This window comes from Aquimarina megaterium XH134 (assembly GCF_000520975.1).
In the GTDB taxonomy this organism is placed as follows: domain Bacteria; phylum Bacteroidota; class Bacteroidia; order Flavobacteriales; family Flavobacteriaceae; genus Aquimarina; species Aquimarina megaterium.
This window is the reverse complement of the sequence record NZ_JACB01000057.1, coordinates 1-20513: the sequence shown is the minus strand read 5'-3', so window position 1 is coordinate 20513 and position 20513 is coordinate 1. Positions and strand designations below refer to the sequence as shown.

Genomic DNA, 20513 nt, shown 5'->3' with positions numbered 1-20513 from the left:
CTTTAAATTCTTCAAATAGGCTATTTTTGTCCCTTTAAAATGACGAATTTATGCAATTATCAGAACAAGAACTTGTAAGAAGAGAGAAATTAAACGCATTACGCAATCTAGGTATCGACCCATATCCGGCTGCATTGTATCCGGTTGACTATACCTCGAAACAGATAAAGAGCAAGTTTGAAGAAGGTAAAAAGGTAATTATTGCAGGTAGATTAATGTCTAGAAGAATACAGGGTAAAGCTTCTTTTGCAGAATTACAAGATACCGATGGTCGCATACAAGTCTATTTTAACAGAGATGAGATTTGTCCTGGTGAGGATAAACTTTTATATAACGAAGTCTATAAAAAGCTATTAGACATAGGTGATTTTATAGGTATCGAAGGAGAGCTTTTTACCACTCAGGTTGGTGAAAAGACCGTATTGGTTAAAAACTTTACACTATTAAGTAAATCGTTAAAACCTCTTCCTCTTCCTAAAACAGATAAAGAAGGAAATACTTTTGATGAATTTAATGATCCAGAGTTAAGATATCGTCAGCGTTATGCTGATCTGGTGGTGAATCCAAAAGTTAGAGATACCTTTATTAAACGTACACAGATTGTAAATACCATTCGTAATTTTTATAACGAAATGGGTTTTTTAGAGGTCGAAACTCCTATTCTTCAGCCTATACCGGGGGGTGCAGCAGCACGCCCGTTTATAACGCATCACAATGCACTGGATATTCCTCTTTATCTTCGTGTTGCCAACGAGCTATATCTAAAACGTCTAATTGTAGGAGGATTTGATGGAGTGTATGAGTTTGCAAAAGATTTTAGAAATGAAGGTATGGATCGTACTCACAATCCAGAATTTACCGTAATGGAAATGTATGCTGCTTATAAAGATTACCATTGGATGATGGATACGACCGAAAAGTTGTTAGAAAAAGTAGCCATCGCACTTCACGGAACTCCCGAAGCACAATTTGGGGATAACGTCATTAATTATAAAGCACCTTATAAGCGTATTGGTATTCTTGATGCGATAAAAGAGCATACTGGATATGATCTTTATAAAAAGAGCGAAGCCGAAGTACGTGAAGCAGCTAAGGCATTAGGTATCGAAGTTGATGAAACTATGGGGATCGGAAAAATGATAGATGAAATTTTTGGAGAAAAATGTGAAGCCAATTATATCCAACCTACATTTATTATCGATTATCCCGTAGAGATGAGTCCACTTACCAAAAAACACCGTTCTAAAGAAGGGCTTACAGAACGTTTTGAGCTTATGGTAAATGGTAAAGAACTGGCAAATGCCTATACAGAGCTTAATGATCCTATCGATCAACGCGAACGTTTTGAAGATCAGCTTAAATTATCTGAAAAAGGTGATGACGAAGCAATGTTTATCGATCAGGACTTTTTACGTGCTCTGGAGTATGGGATGCCTCCAACCTCGGGGATCGGAATAGGTATCGATCGATTGGCCATGTTTATGACCAATAATCAATCTATCCAGGAAGTACTATTTTTCCCGCAGATGCGTCCAGAGAAAAAGCAAGTAGAGCTTAATGACAATGAAAAAGCCATCTTTGAGATTCTTAAAAAAGAAAAAAGTATGGATCTATCAGAACTTAAGAGCGCTACAGGCTTAAGTAATAAAGGTTGGGATAAAGGTATTAAAGGGCTTTCTAAATTAGGATTAACAAAAGTAACCAAGACTGATGATGCTCTAATTATAGAAGTCACCGAATAGACAAAGAACAAGGGTCCTTGTTTCAAAATAGCGCGTTAACATTTTTTTAACTATATTGGCGGCTATTTTATAAATAACCTCAACTATTATGAAACAAGGATTACTAACATCTATTACCCTATTGTTTTGTCTAATTTCGTTTGCGCAAAGTGCAGATTTGGATAAAGAAAACTTTAAAGTTTCTTATGTAAAATTACCCACAAAACCCATTCTGGATGATACCAAAAGAACGTATTCAACTAATCATAGGGGGATTTCAATTTCTGGATTCTCAAAAGTAAAATCTGAAGGAACACTAGATTTTAATTACACGTTTAACGGTACAGAAATAGGAGAAGTCAATATCAATAAAAACAAAATTGAGAAAAAGGATAAAGAAGGAAAAGTTATTTCTGTAAGCTACGAATATATGGTAGTTGTTACCTATTCCTCTTCTGGATCTTTATCGCTTAACAATGCAGAGACTGCAGACAATTTTCAAAAAACATATTCAGAAAGTACAACCTATAAGAGTAGTACTTTTGGCAGCTATACCAAAGCAAAAGATTATTACAACAATAATCGACATAACTTAAGAAACAAGTATAGAACTGCTCATAAGAACACGATTATAAGCAATATCAATAGCTATGCAAATCGTGCATATGGATACATCCCTTATACAACCGAATATGAATATTTATGGATTTTAGGTTCGAAAAAGCACCCAGAATTTCAAAAACATCACGAAGCGTTTGATAAGGTAAAAGCTTCGTTTGATAAAATCAAATACGATGAGCCTATCGATGAGATCAAAAAAGAGATGGAACCCATTATCGAATATTTTAATAGTGTAATTCCAAACTACCCTGGTGATAAACGTAAAATAAGAAAGGTACGATATGCCAGTTATTACAACATCGCAAATTTGTACTACTATCTAGAAATGCCAGAGAAAGTAAAAGAGTACGCTCAGAAAATCATCGATAATAATTATGATAAAAAAGATGGTAAATATTTTATCAAAAAGGCAGATCAGCTCATCAAATCTTTAGAGACGAATAAAACAAACACTCGACACATGAAAGTGCTTACCGAGGATCTAAGCAATGTACCTGAAGAGGAAGAGGAAAAAGAAGAAGCTACAGATATAGAATTAAATAAAGCATATTTAATTACCAAAGAAAATGATACTACGATGGTTGATATCAAATCCAGTGATATTGCTTCAATCGGATATAAGCTAAAAACAGTAGAGTATGATCAAAACGGTACTCCAATCGGAAGCAGAGTAAAGAGTGCAAAAAAATGTAAAGAACTTGTCTTTGTCGATGGGCTTCATTACAGAAATATTAAGTTTAAAGAATCTTCTATCAAATCAGGAGCTGTAGATGCCGGGCAAATGGTATTGGGCGGAGCCACAGATAAGCTTTGTAAAGTGCTTTTTGAGTCTGATAAGATTAATTTATATCTATTTAATGAATCTGAGATGGTTATTCTTCCTGCCGGAAGTGAAAAAGGAAAATCAACTATGGCCGCTGGTTTTGTTTTTGGTTTTAAAAAGAACCTTACCAAATATGCTGAAGGTTGCCCAACAGTAATCGAAAAAATTGCTAATAAAGAGTACAAAAACAATCAGGAAAGTTTACTAAAGTTTTGTAATGAACTTACCAAATGTAGTAGTTCAGCAACTACTCAAGACGGAAATTAATAGTAAATAAAAATACTGTATATAATAAAAAAACGCAACCTTACTGGTTGCGTTTTCCCCTCAAACAATTCCGGATACACAAGACTTTCCCAGTTGTCTTCGAACATACTTTTCTAACAATGCAATAATGACATCCTAGTACATCCGGGTAATCCTTGCCGAAAATGTTATCCTTACGTATTCTCAACTTTAAAGATTTGGATATCACAGATCATCAATATCCAAAATCAAATAATTCCCTTTCGATCAATTATTTATATGTAGCAAAGATATCTATACTTTTATATATAAATGTTATCTATATATTAAATAACCTTACTGATTCTACGTTTATACCGTAGTATTTTCAGTTTGCAATATATAAATATTCCTAAAGCTCACAAAACCTTGAAGTTTTATAATAAACAATTATATTTGAATATCTAAACACAAATCAGATGCCTTTTATAACAGACGAAGAATTACAGGGTTTTAAAGACCAGATAGAAAAAGCTGAAGAATCAAAACGTGCTGTAGATTATGCGCGTGATAAAGCTGTAAAAGACGAAAAAGAAAACTCTCGAAAATTTAAGATCGCAACCATCATACTAGGTATCATAGCATTACTAGGTGTTGCAGGAACTGTGTATTTCATGAATTTTAATACTCCAGAAAACATGGTTACCAAGAAAAAACACACCTCTGAGGTGACTACACGGGATACCAAAATCGCTGAGCTAACAGAAACGGTTAAAAACCTGTCTATGAATCAGGAATTGAATGCTAACAATAGTACCGGAGTAGGAAATGGTCGTTCTTTGCAAGATGAATTGGTATATGCTGTACAAATCGGAGCTTTTGAAAGTATCGATTTGTCTATGTATTCTGAGAATTTTGTGAATTTCAGACAAATTAAAAGTGGTGGATTTAATAAATATGCCTTAGGAAATTTTGAAACACTTAACGAAGCCAAAAAATTTCGTAGAGAATTAGTACGACTCGGGTTTAGAAATGCTTTTATCGCTTCATATCAAAACGGAGAACGACTACAGATTGAAGAGGCCTGGTAATTACAGGTTCTGATATAACGGATACCCCGACGTATTCACGCCGGGGTATCCCCATCAAAACTAACTAACCAACTCAATGCAACAACTATACATGTACTACAATATATCTTTTACCTGATCTCTTGTAGTATACTCCTTTACAGGTATAATACTTTACACCTCTTACTTTTACCGTTTTATAGCCTCTTGGCAGAGTAGCCACTCGTACTCCGGCAGGAACGCTAACTCGTTTATAGACTCTATTCTTTTTTACATACCATACGCCTGCGCTTCTGTAATAGTTTACATTTTTATGTACTATAATTTTAGGGCGATGTACTTTGGTAACCACAACTCCTCGTGCCGGCCGCACTTGCACTGTAGTAGCACAAGACGTAATTAAAAATCCAAACAATACAACCGGCACCACTATTTTCATTATACTTTGCATATCCTTACTATTTTGATTTCTAATTATAAGACTTCAGGATTACAAAAAGGTTTAATTTGATAATATTAAAAATGTGATTTTTATCATTTTACACTTGTTATGTATTTTGATTCATCTTATAAAAAAGCGTCAATTCGATTTGTTGTAATATAATCACCTCTTGTCATTCCGGCACTTCGTCTACGCTCAGCATAGACTTCAGCCGGAATCCATAATCCATCTCTAAAAGTAGATCCCAGATCAAGTCTGGGATGACAACTTATTGGAATGAAAAAACACTCGATCCCGAAACAAATTAGGATTAATGCATAACAACTCATTCTACATACTCCTGTATTGGTATCCCTTCTATAATTACATCTTTTAAAACCGATGCGCCATCTTTAACATATACCACTGCATAGACATCATCTTTTTTATTATTTCTATTCATATCCCTATAGGCTTTTTCTGCGTCGTATGCTTTGGTTTCTTCCATATAAAATCTATCAAACGGGAGTTCGAACATGATTTTATTATTGTACGTATTCGTTACTTTGGCCATAACATAATCGCTACCAATATCAAGAAGCTCCTTACTTACTCCAGCAACTTTTGCAAAGCCCTCATCATCATTTTCTATGTACACTCGTACCTTATCTCCGTATACATAATTAGTATCTGATGTTGTAAAAGAGTCCATTTCAAACTGAAGGGTAATATATTTTCCTCTAAACGGATCTGTAGGATCAATCGGCCTGGTTTTAAATTTATAAGCCGTACCCGAAATCAGGATATCCTCCTTATCAAAAATCATCTTTAGCGGAGTCCCAATTTGTACTACCGCCAAGACTATAAATACTATAAAATAAATCGGTTTCATATCTCTATATTTTTAATTACTTCTTAATACGTTGTTGTTTTTTTAGCATGATATAATTGGTTAAAAAGAACCCTGCTCCTACCATCACAAACAAAATTCCTCTAACAACAAAGCTCATTCCGGTATCAAAAAACCTACAAATGATCAGAATCGAAATGATCAATAATCCATAGTTAAGGATCCCGAAGTTAAATTTATCTGCTCCGATCTTTATGGCAGACATCCCCAGGGCAAACACTAATGCATTCATTAATACAACCGGTAAAACACCTGTATCCTGAAGTAAGAAATACACTAAAAGGAAGACTACAAAAGCTACCTGAAACAGATTAACAGCCCGTATTCCCTTTTTTATAACCGTATACCCCAACACAGAGATACTCAACAAGAATACTACTACTGCTGTATAGAGCTCCTGAGTATCATAATTAAATGTCTCTGGGAGTTCGTCCCATATCCAACGAAACGTAAAAATCATCAACGATACTACTGTCCCTAGCGAACCGATGATCAAAAAACCATTTCTAAGTGTTCGTAACTCTTTAAATACAGGAAGTCTTCCTATCGTATATAAGAAGCCAAACATGGTGATGTACATCACAAAACCAAGATCTTCGCTACGGCCGATAAATGCACTTAATGCAATTGCTATACTTGCCGGTAAAATCCAGGTAAAAATGGTAACCGTATTGCTGGCCGTATTTGTTGTGATAAGCCTGTAGTAATACGGTAGTATAGCTCCTATAAACACAATATATAACCAGGGAGTTTCTGTGTTTCTATAGTTCCATAGTCCAACCTCTACAGCATAGTATGTACTTAGTAGTATGGTAAGCAAGGCCACTGCATGTGATCGTAACAGGTATACCAATGGCAAGCAGAGGATAATCCAGGTAAGTAAAAAAGAGCCTAATTCTCCCGGGATGTTATAGATCTGACTTACCAGTGCCATACAAGCACCCACTGCGAAAAACAGAAAAGTCCCCGAAGCTTCTTTCCAGGTGACGCTTTTATTTTTTAGTATTGAAAATCCTGTAAAGATTTGCCCCAATAGCAGGGGACCAAATGCTAAGATTGTTTTTGTTAATCGCGAAAAATCATCCCAATTGTGTGCCAGCATTAAAATAATACCAGACCCCACTAATAACGCTCCAAAAATCCCAAAGATCATAAACAGCTTATTAGGCTTTCCCACATCTTTGGTAGCATAGTATTGCTCTATTTTATCTGCAAGCTCTGGAGAAATAATCTTATCTCCTACCAGTGTTTGCAGCTCTTTATTAAATTTTGAACTCATAATATATTGTTGTTTAATGGACTTTTAATCCGTTGTGCATTTTTGAATTAAAAAGTATTAAAATGTTAATCGATAAAACTGTATACAGGAATACTTACAAATTATAATATGCACCAGTTTTGCACTCATCTCTACTTATCTTTTATATTCAGATATGTAATAAACACAGAATACGCGGCGATACACATGGGTATAATCTCTAAGAAAATCAACTCTCTGTTACTATTCATATGTAGATCATTTGTTTCCATCTGAAATAAAACACCATATAACAAAACTATACCCCAGTATACCAATACATTCTTTTTTACCTTGGCACTTCGTTTTTTCCATTGAATAAAAAAACCCAGCCCAATACCAAGCTGAATGCCGCCAAGAAAAATTTGAGCAAATAACCCATCTTTCTCTCCCATAATTCCGTAACACCCTAAGGTGGTTACAAAAGCCAATGCGTTGATTATAAGTACTATATTTTTGATTTCTTTCATCTTTATTAGACCTACTAATGATTATAAAAAGACAGCCGCAGCCACACGGCCGTCTTCTTTAATCATCAAAACAAGAGACCTCAAGCCCCCCTAAGGCCCCTTCTTTTGATTTCACTTTTTGTTAACCCTTTATATCGAAGTGCTAATGCACAATTCGGGTTTAATTACTCTTCGTTGTTTTCGATAAACTTTTTATCCCTGGTATTTTTCTGCACTGCAATGGCAGCAAATAAACTTAGGGTAAAAGACATCCCATAAAACCCTTTTTCACTAAGCTCCAGATCGGCATTCCACAGGCCGATAATCAGCAATAAAATAGAGGTAAGCGTGGTAAACCAGCTAATCCCGTAATAGATATCGGTAACAGGGATTCCCTCTAGCCTATCTCTAACACTTTTTTGCACAGATACCGCAGAGAACAATCCAAATAGCAGGATGGTAAAGTAGTATCCTTTCTCGTTAAGTACCATACCCGCATTCCATAATCCGGTGCAATAGGATATCATTCCTATAAACAGTGCAGACCATGATGCTGATATAAAAGCCGGTGTTGGCTTTTGATCATATACTTTGTTTTCTTTCTTTTCTACATTTTCGATTACGGTATCCTCGGATACATCGTTACTAAATTTGTAATTCATAATAATTGATTTTGATGATTCAATTGTTCATTCGAACAGGACAAATGTGCGATGATATGCGTTGATATAAAATTCTATTTTCAACAAAAACTTACGATATATTTATGTTAATAATCTAACTCTATCAATATTCATAGTATATTTATCAAAATTATACTTACGATACAATGCATGTTATTTCTTCTATAATCCACACCTTATCCGACGAATCGAAGCGAAATTTCATCGCGATATTGCGGCAAAAGAATAAAAGAAACGATACCAAAAACATACAGCTGTTTAAGCTTTTGGATACCACATCAACTGCTAAAGATCTCGATATCCAGATTTATGGCAAAAGAGCCAAGGGCGCGTATCACGCTCTATGCAAAAGATTGCATGATACGCTCATTGATTTTATTGCCGCCAAAAGTTTTGAGGAAGAAACTTCAGAAGAGATGGAAACTCTTAAGCTCCTTAGAGCCAGCAGGAGTTTCTTTGAACAGAAACAATATAAAATTGCTTTTAAAACCATTGCCAAAGCCGAGCAAAAGGCCAAAACCTATGCACTTTTCAGTATCCTAAATGAGATTTACTACACCCAGATTCAATACGCTCATCTTAATCGTGGTATAGCAATAGAAGCTTTATTTGCTAATTTCAGGAGTAATAAAAAATCGCTACAGCAAGAAGAAAACCTAAACCTGTTTTATGCCACCGTGCAGCACGAACTCATGAAACAACGAAGAGATGCCGTACCGATTATAAAAAACACCTTATCCAGATTTGGATTATCGATCACACAAGATCTTACGTTTCGATCCTTATTTAAGATCCTGGAGATTACAAATCAAACGGCTCATATCACCAGGGATTATCGTACTATACTTCCTTTTGTAGAAGAAGTCTATACACAAATAGATGCCAAAGAGGATGTAATCGATAAGCACCTCTTCTACCATATCCAGATTCTGTATTATGTAGCCAATTCTTATTTTAGAAGTAAAGATTTTACGACCTCGCAGCAGTACCTGGTCCTTATGCATGAGCAGATGAAAAAACACCAGGACAAGTACTACAAGCGATTTTTTCCGCAATACACCTTACTACACTCGCTTAATCTTAATTATACTGGCCGGGCAAAAGATGCTATTATGATCTTAGATACCTTTGATTATGAAAAATACAAAGAACAGATCGCATATATCCTGGATCTTAAGCTAAGTCATATTGTATTTTATTTTCAGCAACAACAGTATAAAGAAGCCCTGGGTATTCTTAATGATTTTTACCACAGTGATCACTGGTATACCGAAAAAGCGGGCCTGGCCTGGGTAATTAAGAAAAATCTGATCGAGATCCTGTTGCGTATAGAATTGGATCATATCGATATCGTAGAATCCAGAGTAAACAGTTTTAAAAAGAAACACGGTACGTACCTTAAGAACAATAGAGAAACGCGGGCATCAGAATTCTTAAAACTAGCCACTATATATTACCGCAAACCAGAGGTGGTCACTACAGCAGCATTTAAGGATAAGATGTATACTACACTCACCACTCCTACTCCCGAAGACGAAGACATTTTTGATATGAGTTTTTATGCCTGGATAAAGACTAAGGTCGAAGGTAGTACGCTGTATGAAAACACTTTGCAGCTGGTACATCAATAAAAAAAGAGGTGAGTTGTGTGGTCTATCGCATAAATTTGCTAATTTCCTGAAAAATTTAACCTGAGATCATACCATGCCATTAGATAATCTTGAATTTTTATCCATTACAGATCAAGCGCAGGATTTCCCGATGCATTATCACGATACGTTTTGTATCTCTTATGTTCGTTCGGGAATCGAGCAAACGCAATTACAGCACCAAACTTTATTATGTAGTGCCGGCGCCATTTCTGTTACACATCCTTACGAGGTACATACCACGCCTGTTTTAGACAAAGATATTGGGGTGAGTTTTGATACACTTTATCTCTCTAATGATGTGGTAAAATTCTTTCTTAATGGTAAGACCTTAAATTTTACAGAACGGGTTATCCATGATAACACATTAATTCGATTGTTTTTTCAATTAAAAGAAGCCCAGGAAAAACACGATCTAAGCATAACCGAGCAGTATTTAAAAAGCTTTATCCGGCAACTAAGCCTATACTCTACTGTTTCGGCTTATCAATATGATGATTGCATTCGGGATTTTAATACCATTACTTGTTATATCGAAAACAACCTTACTCAAAAAATCTCTTTAGAAGATTTGGCCAAAATCGCCAATATCAACAAGTTTAGTTTTACCAGAAAATTTAGAACAGAGACAGGCTTAACACCTATAAACTACCTGTTAATGAAAAAGATCATGGCTGCCAAAACAGCTATCCATAAAAACTCAGAACTTACCCAGATTGCTTACCAGTATAACTTTACCGATATGGCTCATTTTTCGAGGACTTTTAAAAGGTATATTGGTATATCACCCAAAGTATTTCAGGATCGGTTACTACCAGTTCTCAAATAAAATTACCTACTATTGACATGTTCTCTAACTTGTTGATTTTTCTTTATATATTCTTACGTCTCATCGAGTGATTTTATCAGTAGCGATAGCGGTTGATAAAATTGTACTTCGACAGGCTCAGCAGAGCTATCGAGATGCATTTGAAAACGATAATATGATGGGTTCTCGATACAATTTTTCTCTATTACATTACGAAAAACCACTCGAACTGACGGGCTAACACGCTACGTCATAACACAAACGCTACGTCACGTCGAGTGTTTTTTTGAAGCATAGCGTAGAAAAAATGTATCGAGACGCAATTAAAAACGATAGTAAAAACGGGTTCTCGATACAATTTTTCTCCTGTCATCTCGAGCGTAGTCGAGAGGGCATTACAAAAAACCACTCGAACTGACGCTTTTTTAAACATTTTGGCTTCGGTCGCATTCAGATTATAAAATTGTCAATATTATACAAGCCTGTTAGACAAGATCCTTCGTTCTTTGTAGAAATCAGTTATATATGAAGCATCTTATTGCAATCCTTAGTATCATTCTTCTTTTTTCATGCAAAGCTGAAAAAAAAGATTTGCTATTTGCTATGACCCCCGATCAAATGGAAGAAGATTTTCTCCTCTTTCAATCTATCTATGAAAAAGCGAATGCAGGGCTTTATAAATATCGTAAAAAAGAACAGGTAGATAGTGCTTTTGCTGCCAATAAAGCTCAGATTTCTGAGACCACATCGTATCGCGAGTTTTATACCCTACTTTGGAATGTTATTGATTACACCGGGAGTTGCCATAACGGCTTGACCTATCCCGAGGCTTTGGACGAAGCATTAAATGAAAAAAACATTTTCTTTCCTATCCCATTAAAATATATCGACGGAAAACTCTATACAAATTACACCTACAACGATATTGCTATGGGTAGTGAAGTTTTATCTATAAACAAAATGCCTATAGACGAAGTCGCAAAACGCTGCGGGCATTTTATAAGTACCGATGGGTATAACCAAACCGGTAAATATGCCGATCTGGATTCTGACTGGTTTGCTTTTTATATGTATCTGGTCTTTGGGGAGCAGCAGCAATTTACATTGCAGTACCAAAATAAAGCAGGATCTACATCTGCTACGGTGCAAAGTGTAGATTATAACACCTTTTTTAATACCTATCAAAAGCGTCATTCTGCTACCTATGATAACCGTATTACCAAAGACTATTTCTTTACATACAAAGACAGTATTGGGTATCTAAACATCAACACCTTTGCTATGGGAGGACCCGAATCTGAAGGCCATAAGCAGTACGCCACCTTTTTGGATTCGGTTTTTTTAGCGCTAAAAGATAACCATACCCAAAAGCTTATCGTAGATGTAAGAGGCAATGGCGGCGGTAATGACCCAAACGACTTATTGCTATACTCCTATCTCACCGATCGAAGTTTTAGAGAAAACACTACGGCACACACCCTTTTTCAGGAAATCCCTTTTCCTAATTATTATCTCGATGATGATATCGATGAGTTAGCCAAAGAATTAAAAGAAGAGCATTCGATTTTTAAGGATGGTAAATATTATCAAAACGCTACCTTTAATCCTGCCTGGCAACCCAAACCAAATGCATTTACAGGCGACCTGGTACTCTTGATTGATCCTCCTGTAGCTTCGGCAGGCTCTCTATTTGCCAGTTTGGTAAAAAGCGACGATAATACTACCGTAATCGGCGAAGAAACACTGGGCGGGTACTATGGCCATACGGGACATATCCCTGTACATTATGAATTACCCCATTCTAAATTAGAACTTAAATTCTCGATAGTTGACCTGGAGCAGGATGTTCGACAACTACCCGATGAGCAGTATGGCGATGGCATACAACCCGATCATACTGTAGTACAAACCTACCAAGATTTCCTTACCCATAGAGACACACAACTAGAGTATGCGATTAAAAAGATGAGTTTGAAATAATAAATGCCCGTCAGTTCGAGTGATTTTTCGTAATGTAATGGAGAAAAATTGTATCGAGAACCCATCATATTATCGTTTTCAAATCCATCTCGATACACGCTCGTTCCTCACGCACTCGATGTGACATACCCATACTGTACCCTGAGCCCACCACGTACCCTGAGCCCTTCGACAAACTTGTCCTGAGTGTATCAAAAGGCTCAGGACAGGCGTAGCCGAAGGGTACGCCTAACACCTCACACCTGATATCTGATACCCGATACCTGATACCTGACACCTAACACCTACTAACCCATGCAAAAAACTTTCTCCCTCACTATGTGGTTTCCCGCTATTGTATTAAAAAAGGTAGCTGTAATTTTAGGGAACTAAATAATAGACGTGAGTTTTTAATATAAATAGTATTTGGTCAGAAATAGATCACTATTAAACCTGTTTCTTTTTGCATAATTTAAGAAAAGCCACACATTTAAAATAAATGACAGACTATTACAAAACACTGGGGATTGAAAAATCAGCTTCTCAAGAAGAGATCAAGAAAGCGTACCGAAAATTATCAATAAAGTTTCATCCAGATAAAAATAACGGAGATGTATTTTTTGAAAATATGTTTAAACAAATTCAAGAGGCGTATGAAACTTTAAGCAATGTTCAAAAAAGAAATGAGTATGATAGCAAAACAAATCATCAGGCTAATCAAGAGAATTCATATTCTGATTTTAAACCAATAATAGATTTTTTCAAATCTAATAAAACTTTATTTTATAGTGGAGACGAAATAAGATTTGAATGGAGAACCTTTAATGCAGACTTGGTTGAAATTAAACCATTTGGAATAGTGAGTGCAAATGGCAGTAAAACATTAAAGCTCAACAACATTAATAAACAATTCGTAACGATTGAACTAAAAGCCACAAATACAAATATCTCTAGATATGTATCTAAACAGATTATTCTAGAAAATAATGTATTTAGAGATGCTAAAACACAATCAACTCATAAAAGTGGATTTTCTGGCACCTATAAAAAAACAACTTCATATAGCTCTGCTAATAACATAAAACCAGAAACGTTTTGGTCGGCAAAAGGTAGATTAAGAAGAAAGGATTATCTTATTAGATTAATTTTATTAGGACTACTCTCTGGAATTGTAATGGCAGTTATTGAAAATTCTCGTAATGAAGTAGTTTTGTTTTTTTCTTCAATTATAGCGATTGTTTGTTGGGTAGTACTAACAATTCAAGCAATAAAAAGATTACACGACATTAATATGAGTGGTTGGTGGTATTTTATTCTCTTAATTCCTTACGTCAATGTAGTTTTCGGGCTATATGTTCTATTTGCAGACGGAACAGAAGGAACTAATAAATATGGAGCCGACCCAAAGAATCGATAAAAACGGTCTATTCTTATCTAATCTCAAAGTAAAGGCAGATTTGTAATCCATGCAATCCCTCCACGTACCCTGAGAGCAGCCGAAGGGTACACCTAATACCTAACACCCAAAACCTCAGACCTAACACCTGATACCTGACACCTGATACCTAAATCACATACAAAAAACTTTCTCCCCTACCATGTGGTTTCCCGTAACCGTAATAAAAAAGGTAGCTGTAGTTTTAGGGGATTAAAACATAAGAGCATTGATAGGCGGGAGTTTTTATGATGAAATGAATGCTTGTCGATATGTATAAATGGGTGTATGTGTTTTGGTGCATATATCGTCGTTGTTGTGCAACATTAAAACCAACCATCGAACTAAATGAGTGAAAATTATGAAATCATACCTGCTGGAGAACCAATAAGTAAAAGTGGAATTGAAAATTTACTTGATGGAATTCGACCAGTTTGGAAAGGGAAAAATTTAATCCAAAGAGTAAATCGACTTTTACCGATAGACCCAAGTAGTGCATGTCAAAGGTTATTTAATGCGGCTGTTCACGATTTAAAAGAAAAAATACTCATAGTTGGAGTTGATATCGCAAATGAGACCGCAATTAATTACAAATTACCTTCAATAAAAAGAGAAGAAGATATTTTAGAATATAATGTTTCCAAAACGATTGATTTGGCATATCGAATGGGAATACTAAAAAGACCTGAATGGAGAAGAATACACAGATGTTATGAAATAAGACGAGATCTTGAACACGAAGATGATGAGTACGAAGCAGTACTTGAAGATTGTTTTTACATTTTTAAGACATCCATAGATGTAGTTCTTTCAAAAGACCCAATTGAATTATTAAAAGTAACAGATGCTAGAGAACTTGTAGAAAGCGATACTAACATTTCGGTCAGCGAAGAGTTTTTAACTGATTATACAAGAGCGCCAAAAGGACGAAAAAAGGAAATTACTGAATTGTTGATTTCATTTGCATCTGATGATAAAAAACCAGATATAGTTAGAGAAAACAGTATTGAGTTATTAAGGCATATTCAAGCAATGACTGATAAGACAGTTACTATAGAAATTGCTTCAATTTTAGAAAATAAACTTGATAGATCTGGTATTGATATTAAAACAGCTAAAATAAGTCACGCTTGTGGTGCTTTAGGTTACTTCAAAAAAGTAAGGTTAAAAGACTTTTTTGGAATACTTAAAAAAGAATTAAGTGATACAGGAAGTAGTTGGAGCGAACAAAAGAAAGTTTGTGCTAAAATAGAAGATATTGGTGGTATTGCCTATTGTCCAAAAGAACATTACGAAGATATTTTAAGTGAATTAACAAGGATTTACCTTGGAGAAAGAAGTTTCGGACAATGGAGTGCACATAGACCTGTATTTTTCAGTAATGGTGCTGCACCAATCATAACAAGAATTGTTAAAAATGAAGGAATGAAAGCTAATGAAGGGCTTGAAAAGTTAAGAAAGAAAAGACAAATTGCTCAAAAAATAACGGACAAACACCTATTAAGAAGATTTGAAAATTTATTGGATTATAGCAATGAAGTTAGAGAAGAATAACTTAGGCTAACAATATGTACAAAAACCACCAAATCTTTAAAGTCAGTATTGAGCATATCGAAATGTGGTTTTTAAAATAAAATAAAAAGTTTTGACTAAGTACTTAATAGGAAATTCAGTAATTTTAATTCTCGTACAAACCATAATCTAGATGTTTGATGCAAGTAAGAAATTAAATAAATGTCCAAAACAACTCAAATATTTACAAATCCACCAATTAGCCTTGGAAATAATAATTTTTTACATATTATAGAAATAGAGTCAATTTCTCCTGATTTAGGAAATTTAATAAACGATAAAATAAGGCTAATAACAGAGGGAAACACTTCGACTGATCTTTCACTTGTAAAAAGAAGGCTTTATGACTATTTGCAAAGAAAGAAAGGTACTACAATTGAAATGGGAGCGGTTGCCGAATTTATGATTCATGTTTATATGAATGAAGCAGGTTTTAAGCAAGAGTTTTTATTCTACAATTTAGAGGAAAGGTCTATAAAAAAAGGCTTTGATGGTTACTACTCAATTAACAATGAAGAGTGGATTCTTGAAAGCAAATCAGGAAACAATTCAATTCCTGGAAACACTCATCCTTCCAAATTTTCCGAAGCGTATACAGATTTGAAAAATAAAGTAAAAGATGTTAACGGAAATAATCCATGGAGAAATGCGTACAATCATGCTTGTCATATAGATGTGAAAAGTGCAGATGATATACGTAAAAATCTGAAAATTCTGACTGATGATTTTGACAACAAAAAGTATACAAAAATCGAAAACTTAAATATTCTACCAGCGTCCACAATTTTTCTAGAAGGTACTTGGAATGCCATAAATCAAAGTGAATTAGAATCTCAAATTCGTTCCTCACTTGCTTCCAAGACTTTCAAAGGAATAAACATTCTTTGTATAAACAATAAGTCAATAGAGCTTTTAGAAGATTTTTTAAATTTATGAAGTATGTTAAGTAGAATAAAGGGAAATCTGACTGCAATTGGTAAAACTGAATTATTTCAGACTGTCTTTGAAAAGCTTACCATTAATAATACACTTTCATATTATGAGAAATCTTTTATGCTTGCCACCGCAATATTGTTTATAAAACATTATGAGAAAAACAATAAATACAAAACATATGCAGACATTGCCTATTACATTATTCTTAAATATTCAAACAAATACAATGATTATATTCCTTTATATGATTTTTCAGTAAACTTTGGCTTTTTCCCTATTGTTCAATCATTACTTAATGAAGAACTTTACTCTGAAGAAAAATTAGTTGACTACATTGTAAGCTTGCGAATAGCGGAATTCAAGAATCCGAACGATTATACTGAAACTTTAGAACAGAATTTGCAAAGCAGTAAATTTCTCGAAGATATAACAAATGAAAAAGCCTATTTAGCACCAACTTCTTTTGGTAAAAGTTCTATAATTGTTGATTACATAAGAAGTAATGTTGCCCAAAATTCAAAAGTAGTAATTGTTGTCCCTACAAAATCACTATTAATGCAAACTTATCGCATGATAAGAAATGCAAACTTAGCAAGGAGAATAATTATTCATGATGAAATGTATAATGGTGAATCAAGTTTCATTGCTATATTTACTCAAGAAAGAGCCCTTCGATTAATTAGCAGAAAAAATATAATTTTTGACGCTTTAATTGTAGATGAAGCTCACAATCTTCTCAAGAACGATAGTGGAAACCGTCAAATTTTATTATCTAGATTAATAGCTCGAAATTTAAAAAACAATCCTAATCAAAAGATTATTTATCTATCCCCTTTAGTTGATGATGTATCAAATTTACGTGTTTCGAGAAATCAAAATATTAATTCTCACAAGATTCATTTTAACATTAAAGAACCAGAAATATTTGAACTAACAATAACAAACAATAAATATCAATACAATCGTTTTGTAAATCAGTTTTATCTTCTTGAATCCAGTGTCCCAAACAAGTATAATTACATCCTAAAAAATTCTCTGGCAAAGAACTTTATTTATGAAAATTCTCCAAGAAAAATAGAAACAGAAGCAAAATCCCTTTCCAATCATCTGTCTTTAATAGAAAATGATAGTGATATAAACAATCTTCTGAATGTTTTGAAACAAGAAGTTCATGAGGATTTTTACGGAATTAAATATTTAAAGAATGGTATCATTTATCTTCATGGAAAATTACCAGATATAATAAAAGAATATTTAGAAAGTAAGTTCAAGGAAATAGAATCTATAAAATTTTTAGTAGCTAATTCCGTGATTTTAGAAGGAATAAACTTGCCAATTGACTCACTCTTCATACTAAATACATATCGCTTAAATGGTAAAGAGTTGATAAATTTAATCGGAAGGATTAACAGACTTAATGAAATATTTAATTCTGACAATTTAGACCTAAACAAATTACTCCCAAAAGTTCATTTCATTAACAACAAAGAATATGCCGATGGTCATAATAAAAAAATAAGATTACTTAGAAGCAGAATTTTTGAAGATAAAATTGACAATCCTACTTTGGAAAGATTTGATGATTCAAAACTTAGCAATGAGCAAAAATTATCTGTTGAAAAAATACTTGAAAACGAAGTTGTTTTATTAGAAGATCAAACTACAGAAAAAGGGAAATTAAAACAATACCTAATTGAGTCCGGAATAATTGACTATTACACTAATATAGATTCTTTTTTATCGTCATTTATTCAAAATAGAGAATTAGTAAATAATGGAGAATTCAATGGTTGGGATTCACTAAATACTATTGAAAAAGTTCATGCCATATTTTTAAATTCTCAAGAAATTTCTGATTATGAATTTAATAGGTTACAAAATGAGCAAGCAAGAAATTATTATGATAATTATATTTCAAATCTAAGAAAAGACTCATTCAATCAACGAGTAGTTTCTCATTTAAGATACTTCAAGGAATTAGCCAGAAATCCCGACCTACAAAGGCGTCTACTTTATGTTGGACAGACATATGGTGAAATAACATATGACAATAATACTGATAGCTCCTTTAAGAACTACGTAAATTTGGGAATTAAAACAACGGAAGAAATTGTTAATCTAGCAATTGTTAAATTAAAAATGGAGGATGATTTTATTAGCTTTAAATTGAACAGGTTTATAGTCATGCTTTTTGACTTTGATTTAATATCACAAGAAGAATACAACAGCTTCATATATGGAACTACTAATCAAAAGAAAATTGCATTAACAAGAAGTGGCTTGACAATTAGCCTAATTGGAAAGTTGGAAAGTGATAATCAATTAAAGAACATTGAATTTGATTCTTTTAACAACCTTATCGCTAATGAAGAATTTAAAGAATATTTAACGACAATTAATGATTTAAATCGGTACGAAATGAATAAATACATATTGTAAAAAACCAACATCTGACAACTGGTATGAAGTAATGCACCCTGCCAATCACGCTACTTATATCCAAACATTCTATACAATTCAAAAAATGACAGACGACGAATACTTAAATTCAATGAGTAAAATTGAAATCTATTGTGAAATTCTACTTGGAATTTTAAGATATATTCCTGTTAAAAATTATCAGACTGAGGAAGATTATAAAAAAATACTCAATCAAAATTTGAAATTTGAAAACACGGACGATCATTTAAGATTAAGAGCTTGTATTGACTTAACAGAAGATAGTCAATTCGCTATTTCTGAATTTTATAAAAATGGACTTATTACAACATCAAATGGACACGGAGAAATGTACCTTAGACTTTATGGTGTATTAAATGCTGTTTATTTACAAATGCAATCTACAATTGAGCTTATTGAATTATTTAAAGTTCCCTACAAGAAAAAAATAGCTACTGAATTAAAAGCATTGAAAATAATTGATATAAGAAATAAACTAGGCGCACATACTCCAAATTATGTAAATGTTATAGAACAAGATAAAAGGAAAAAAGAATCTTATCGATTAGGGCAATCTACAATATCTAAATGGGGAAATGGTTTAATGATTGTTTCCAGTCATGAGGTCGTTGAGAAATTTGAACTTGTTCCCTTAATGAATGAATTTTCTATACGAATTGAATGTTATTTGGACTTAATTTCGGATAAAGCTCTTAAATCTTTATTTCCAAATTCATCTGAGCATAAAGGCTGGATGGAATATCGATTAAACTTTGTCCGAAATAAAAAAACTCTATATAATATATGAAATTGGAAATTTAGCTCAATAACACAGATTTGCAATCCGTGTAATACGCAAATTAAGATCTTTAAAACGTCACCAACTCCGGTAACGAAACTTCCAAAGCTTTAGAGATTTCTAAAAGAGAATAAATGGTAGGGTTTACTTTTCCGTTTTCTAAATAAAAACACCTTGTCAACTTTTTGTATGACAAGAATCTCCTATGATTGACTGATATTTGTTTTGTTACTAAAACAGATACCATGCACCAAAACAATGAGCAGCTTATCATCGATTTGATACAACAAGATCTTAAACATTGCCAATTGGTATACGGCTTAGCGCAATTGGGATTAGAGGGATCAAATACACATCATCTAGAGATATTAGAAATCATTTACCAGCTTATGCATATCCCCAGTGAGAAAAAAAACGATTACCTGGCCGAGACCTATGCCGCTTTTATGAGTATGGCTACCGATTATGACATCACTCCCATGGGAGAATCCCTACGCCCCCTGGCAAAAGAGTGTTATCATCGATTAAAATATCTTATAGAATTGGTGTGATTGTACCCTTTGAGTGCCCATCATATTATCGTTTTCAAATGCATCTCGATACATTTTTTATACGCTATGCTTCAAAAAAACACTCGACGTGACATAGCGTTTGTGTTGTGACGTAGCGTGTTTACCCGTCAGTTCGAGTGGTTTT

General features: G+C 33.9%; 18 protein-coding genes. 12 read left to right on the top strand and 6 right to left on the bottom strand.

All coding sequences use genetic code 11. The annotated features are described in order from the left end of the window. Positions 1-50: 50 nt before the first annotated feature. The 3 genes from lysS to Z053_RS0124520 all read left to right on the top strand — a co-directional run bounded on the left by lysS (position 51) and on the right by Z053_RS0124520 (position 4481). Positions 51-1742, top strand: a complete 1692-nt coding sequence (gene lysS, locus Z053_RS0124530; protein WP_025667610.1) for a lysine--tRNA ligase — start codon at positions 51-53, stop codon at positions 1740-1742. A gap of 88 nt (positions 1743-1830) precedes the next feature. Next, positions 1831-3432: a hypothetical protein gene (locus Z053_RS0124525; RefSeq protein WP_025667609.1), complete on the top strand. Its 1602-nt coding sequence runs from the start codon at positions 1831-1833 to the stop codon at positions 3430-3432. A gap of 437 nt (positions 3433-3869) precedes the next feature. After that, the gene (locus Z053_RS0124520; protein WP_025667608.1) at positions 3870-4481 is read left to right on the top strand and encodes an SPOR domain-containing protein; all 612 of its coding nucleotides are present in this window, start codon (positions 3870-3872) and stop codon (positions 4479-4481) included. An 85-nt stretch (positions 4482-4566) separates the two neighbouring features. Here Z053_RS0124520 and Z053_RS0124515 read toward each other — a convergent pair whose 3' ends face one another. The 6 genes from Z053_RS0124515 to yiaA all read right to left on the bottom strand — a co-directional run bounded on the left by Z053_RS0124515 (position 4567) and on the right by yiaA (position 8199). Further along, positions 4567-4911 carry a DUF6515 family protein gene (locus Z053_RS0124515; RefSeq protein ID WP_025667607.1) on the bottom strand — a complete coding sequence of 115 codons (345 nt, stop codon included), beginning with the start codon at positions 4909-4911 and terminating at the stop codon, positions 4567-4569. A 116-nt stretch (positions 4912-5027) separates the two neighbouring features. Further along, positions 5028-5231, bottom strand: coding sequence for a hypothetical protein (locus tag Z053_RS31185; protein WP_152538390.1), 204 nt, complete (start codon positions 5229-5231; stop codon positions 5028-5030). Next, positions 5228-5773 (bottom strand): GDYXXLXY domain-containing protein, encoded by a 546-nt coding sequence (locus tag Z053_RS0124510; RefSeq protein ID WP_025667606.1) that lies wholly within the window; start codon positions 5771-5773, stop codon positions 5228-5230. The genes Z053_RS31185 and Z053_RS0124510 overlap by 4 nt, the downstream gene beginning before the upstream one ends. Positions 5774-5789: 16 nt before the next feature. Further along, positions 5790-7070, bottom strand: coding sequence for a DUF2157 domain-containing protein (locus Z053_RS30510; RefSeq protein ID WP_025667605.1), 1281 nt, complete (start codon positions 7068-7070; stop codon positions 5790-5792). A 131-nt stretch (positions 7071-7201) separates the two neighbouring features. After that, positions 7202-7558 carry a hypothetical protein gene (locus tag Z053_RS0124500; protein ID WP_025667604.1) on the bottom strand — a complete coding sequence of 119 codons (357 nt, stop codon included), beginning with the start codon at positions 7556-7558 and terminating at the stop codon, positions 7202-7204. Positions 7559-7722: 164 nt separating this feature from the next. Beyond that, a complete protein-coding gene (yiaA, locus tag Z053_RS0124495) occupies positions 7723-8199 on the bottom strand; it encodes an inner membrane protein YiaA (protein WP_025667603.1) in 477 nt (158 codons plus the stop codon). Positions 8200-8366: 167 nt separating this feature from the next. Between yiaA and Z053_RS0124490 the strand changes: the two genes are divergently transcribed. From Z053_RS0124490 to Z053_RS0124450, 9 genes are all read left to right on the top strand, one after another. Further along, positions 8367-9851 carry a hypothetical protein gene (locus Z053_RS0124490; protein ID WP_025667602.1) on the top strand — a complete coding sequence of 495 codons (1485 nt, stop codon included), beginning with the start codon at positions 8367-8369 and terminating at the stop codon, positions 9849-9851. Between the two features lie 73 nt (positions 9852-9924). Next, entirely contained in the window at positions 9925-10698 is a 774-nt protein-coding gene (locus tag Z053_RS30505) for a helix-turn-helix transcriptional regulator (RefSeq protein WP_025667601.1), read from the top strand. A gap of 504 nt (positions 10699-11202) precedes the next feature. Beyond that, the gene (locus tag Z053_RS0124480) at positions 11203-12657 is read left to right on the top strand and encodes a S41 family peptidase (RefSeq protein ID WP_025667600.1); all 1455 of its coding nucleotides are present in this window, start codon (positions 11203-11205) and stop codon (positions 12655-12657) included. Between the two features lie 478 nt (positions 12658-13135). After that, the gene (locus Z053_RS30500; protein ID WP_025667599.1) at positions 13136-14053 is read left to right on the top strand and encodes a DnaJ domain-containing protein; all 918 of its coding nucleotides are present in this window, start codon (positions 13136-13138) and stop codon (positions 14051-14053) included. A gap of 366 nt (positions 14054-14419) precedes the next feature. Next, positions 14420-15625 (top strand): hypothetical protein, encoded by a 1206-nt coding sequence (locus Z053_RS0124470; RefSeq protein WP_025667598.1) that lies wholly within the window; start codon positions 14420-14422, stop codon positions 15623-15625. 180 nt (positions 15626-15805) lie between these two features. After that, positions 15806-16579, top strand: coding sequence for a hypothetical protein (locus tag Z053_RS0124465; protein WP_025667597.1), 774 nt, complete (start codon positions 15806-15808; stop codon positions 16577-16579). A gap of 3 nt (positions 16580-16582) precedes the next feature. Next, complete coding sequence (locus tag Z053_RS0124460) at positions 16583-19018, top strand: DEAD/DEAH box helicase (RefSeq protein WP_025667595.1); 2436 nt, start codon at positions 16583-16585, stop codon at positions 19016-19018. An 85-nt stretch (positions 19019-19103) separates the two neighbouring features. Then, positions 19104-19826: a hypothetical protein gene (locus Z053_RS0124455; RefSeq protein ID WP_152538389.1), complete on the top strand. Its 723-nt coding sequence runs from the start codon at positions 19104-19106 to the stop codon at positions 19824-19826. Between the two features lie 236 nt (positions 19827-20062). Then, positions 20063-20368 carry a hypothetical protein gene (locus Z053_RS0124450; RefSeq protein WP_035096738.1) on the top strand — a complete coding sequence of 102 codons (306 nt, stop codon included), beginning with the start codon at positions 20063-20065 and terminating at the stop codon, positions 20366-20368. Positions 20369-20513: the final 145 nt, after the last annotated feature.

Coding starts and splice junctions, on each gene's coding strand:
- Z053_RS30510 (WP_025667605.1), bottom strand. CDS start 7,070: ATGAGTTCAAAATTTAATAAAGAGCTGCAAACACTGGTAGGAGATAAG.
- Z053_RS0124525 (WP_025667609.1), top strand. CDS start 1,831: ATGAAACAAGGATTACTAACATCTATTACCCTATTGTTTTGTCTAATT.
- Z053_RS30500 (WP_025667599.1), top strand. CDS start 13,136: ATGACAGACTATTACAAAACACTGGGGATTGAAAAATCAGCTTCTCAA.
- yiaA (WP_025667603.1), bottom strand. CDS start 8,199: ATGAATTACAAATTTAGTAACGATGTATCCGAGGATACCGTAATCGAA.
- Z053_RS0124450 (WP_035096738.1), top strand. CDS start 20,063: ATGCACCAAAACAATGAGCAGCTTATCATCGATTTGATACAACAAGAT.
- Z053_RS0124465 (WP_025667597.1), top strand. CDS start 15,806: ATGTCCAAAACAACTCAAATATTTACAAATCCACCAATTAGCCTTGGA.
- lysS (WP_025667610.1), top strand. CDS start 51: ATGCAATTATCAGAACAAGAACTTGTAAGAAGAGAGAAATTAAACGCA.
- Z053_RS0124515 (WP_025667607.1), bottom strand. CDS start 4,911: ATGCAAAGTATAATGAAAATAGTGGTGCCGGTTGTATTGTTTGGATTT.
- Z053_RS31185 (WP_152538390.1), bottom strand. CDS start 5,231: ATGAGTTGTTATGCATTAATCCTAATTTGTTTCGGGATCGAGTGTTTT.
- Z053_RS0124500 (WP_025667604.1), bottom strand. CDS start 7,558: ATGAAAGAAATCAAAAATATAGTACTTATAATCAACGCATTGGCTTTT.
- Z053_RS0124520 (WP_025667608.1), top strand. CDS start 3,870: ATGCCTTTTATAACAGACGAAGAATTACAGGGTTTTAAAGACCAGATA.
- Z053_RS0124510 (WP_025667606.1), bottom strand. CDS start 5,773: ATGAAACCGATTTATTTTATAGTATTTATAGTCTTGGCGGTAGTACAA.
- Z053_RS30505 (WP_025667601.1), top strand. CDS start 9,925: ATGCCATTAGATAATCTTGAATTTTTATCCATTACAGATCAAGCGCAG.
- Z053_RS0124490 (WP_025667602.1), top strand. CDS start 8,367: ATGCATGTTATTTCTTCTATAATCCACACCTTATCCGACGAATCGAAG.
- Z053_RS0124455 (WP_152538389.1), top strand. CDS start 19,104: ATGACAGACGACGAATACTTAAATTCAATGAGTAAAATTGAAATCTAT.
- Z053_RS0124480 (WP_025667600.1), top strand. CDS start 11,203: ATGAAGCATCTTATTGCAATCCTTAGTATCATTCTTCTTTTTTCATGC.
- Z053_RS0124470 (WP_025667598.1), top strand. CDS start 14,420: ATGAGTGAAAATTATGAAATCATACCTGCTGGAGAACCAATAAGTAAA.
- Z053_RS0124460 (WP_025667595.1), top strand. CDS start 16,583: ATGTTAAGTAGAATAAAGGGAAATCTGACTGCAATTGGTAAAACTGAA.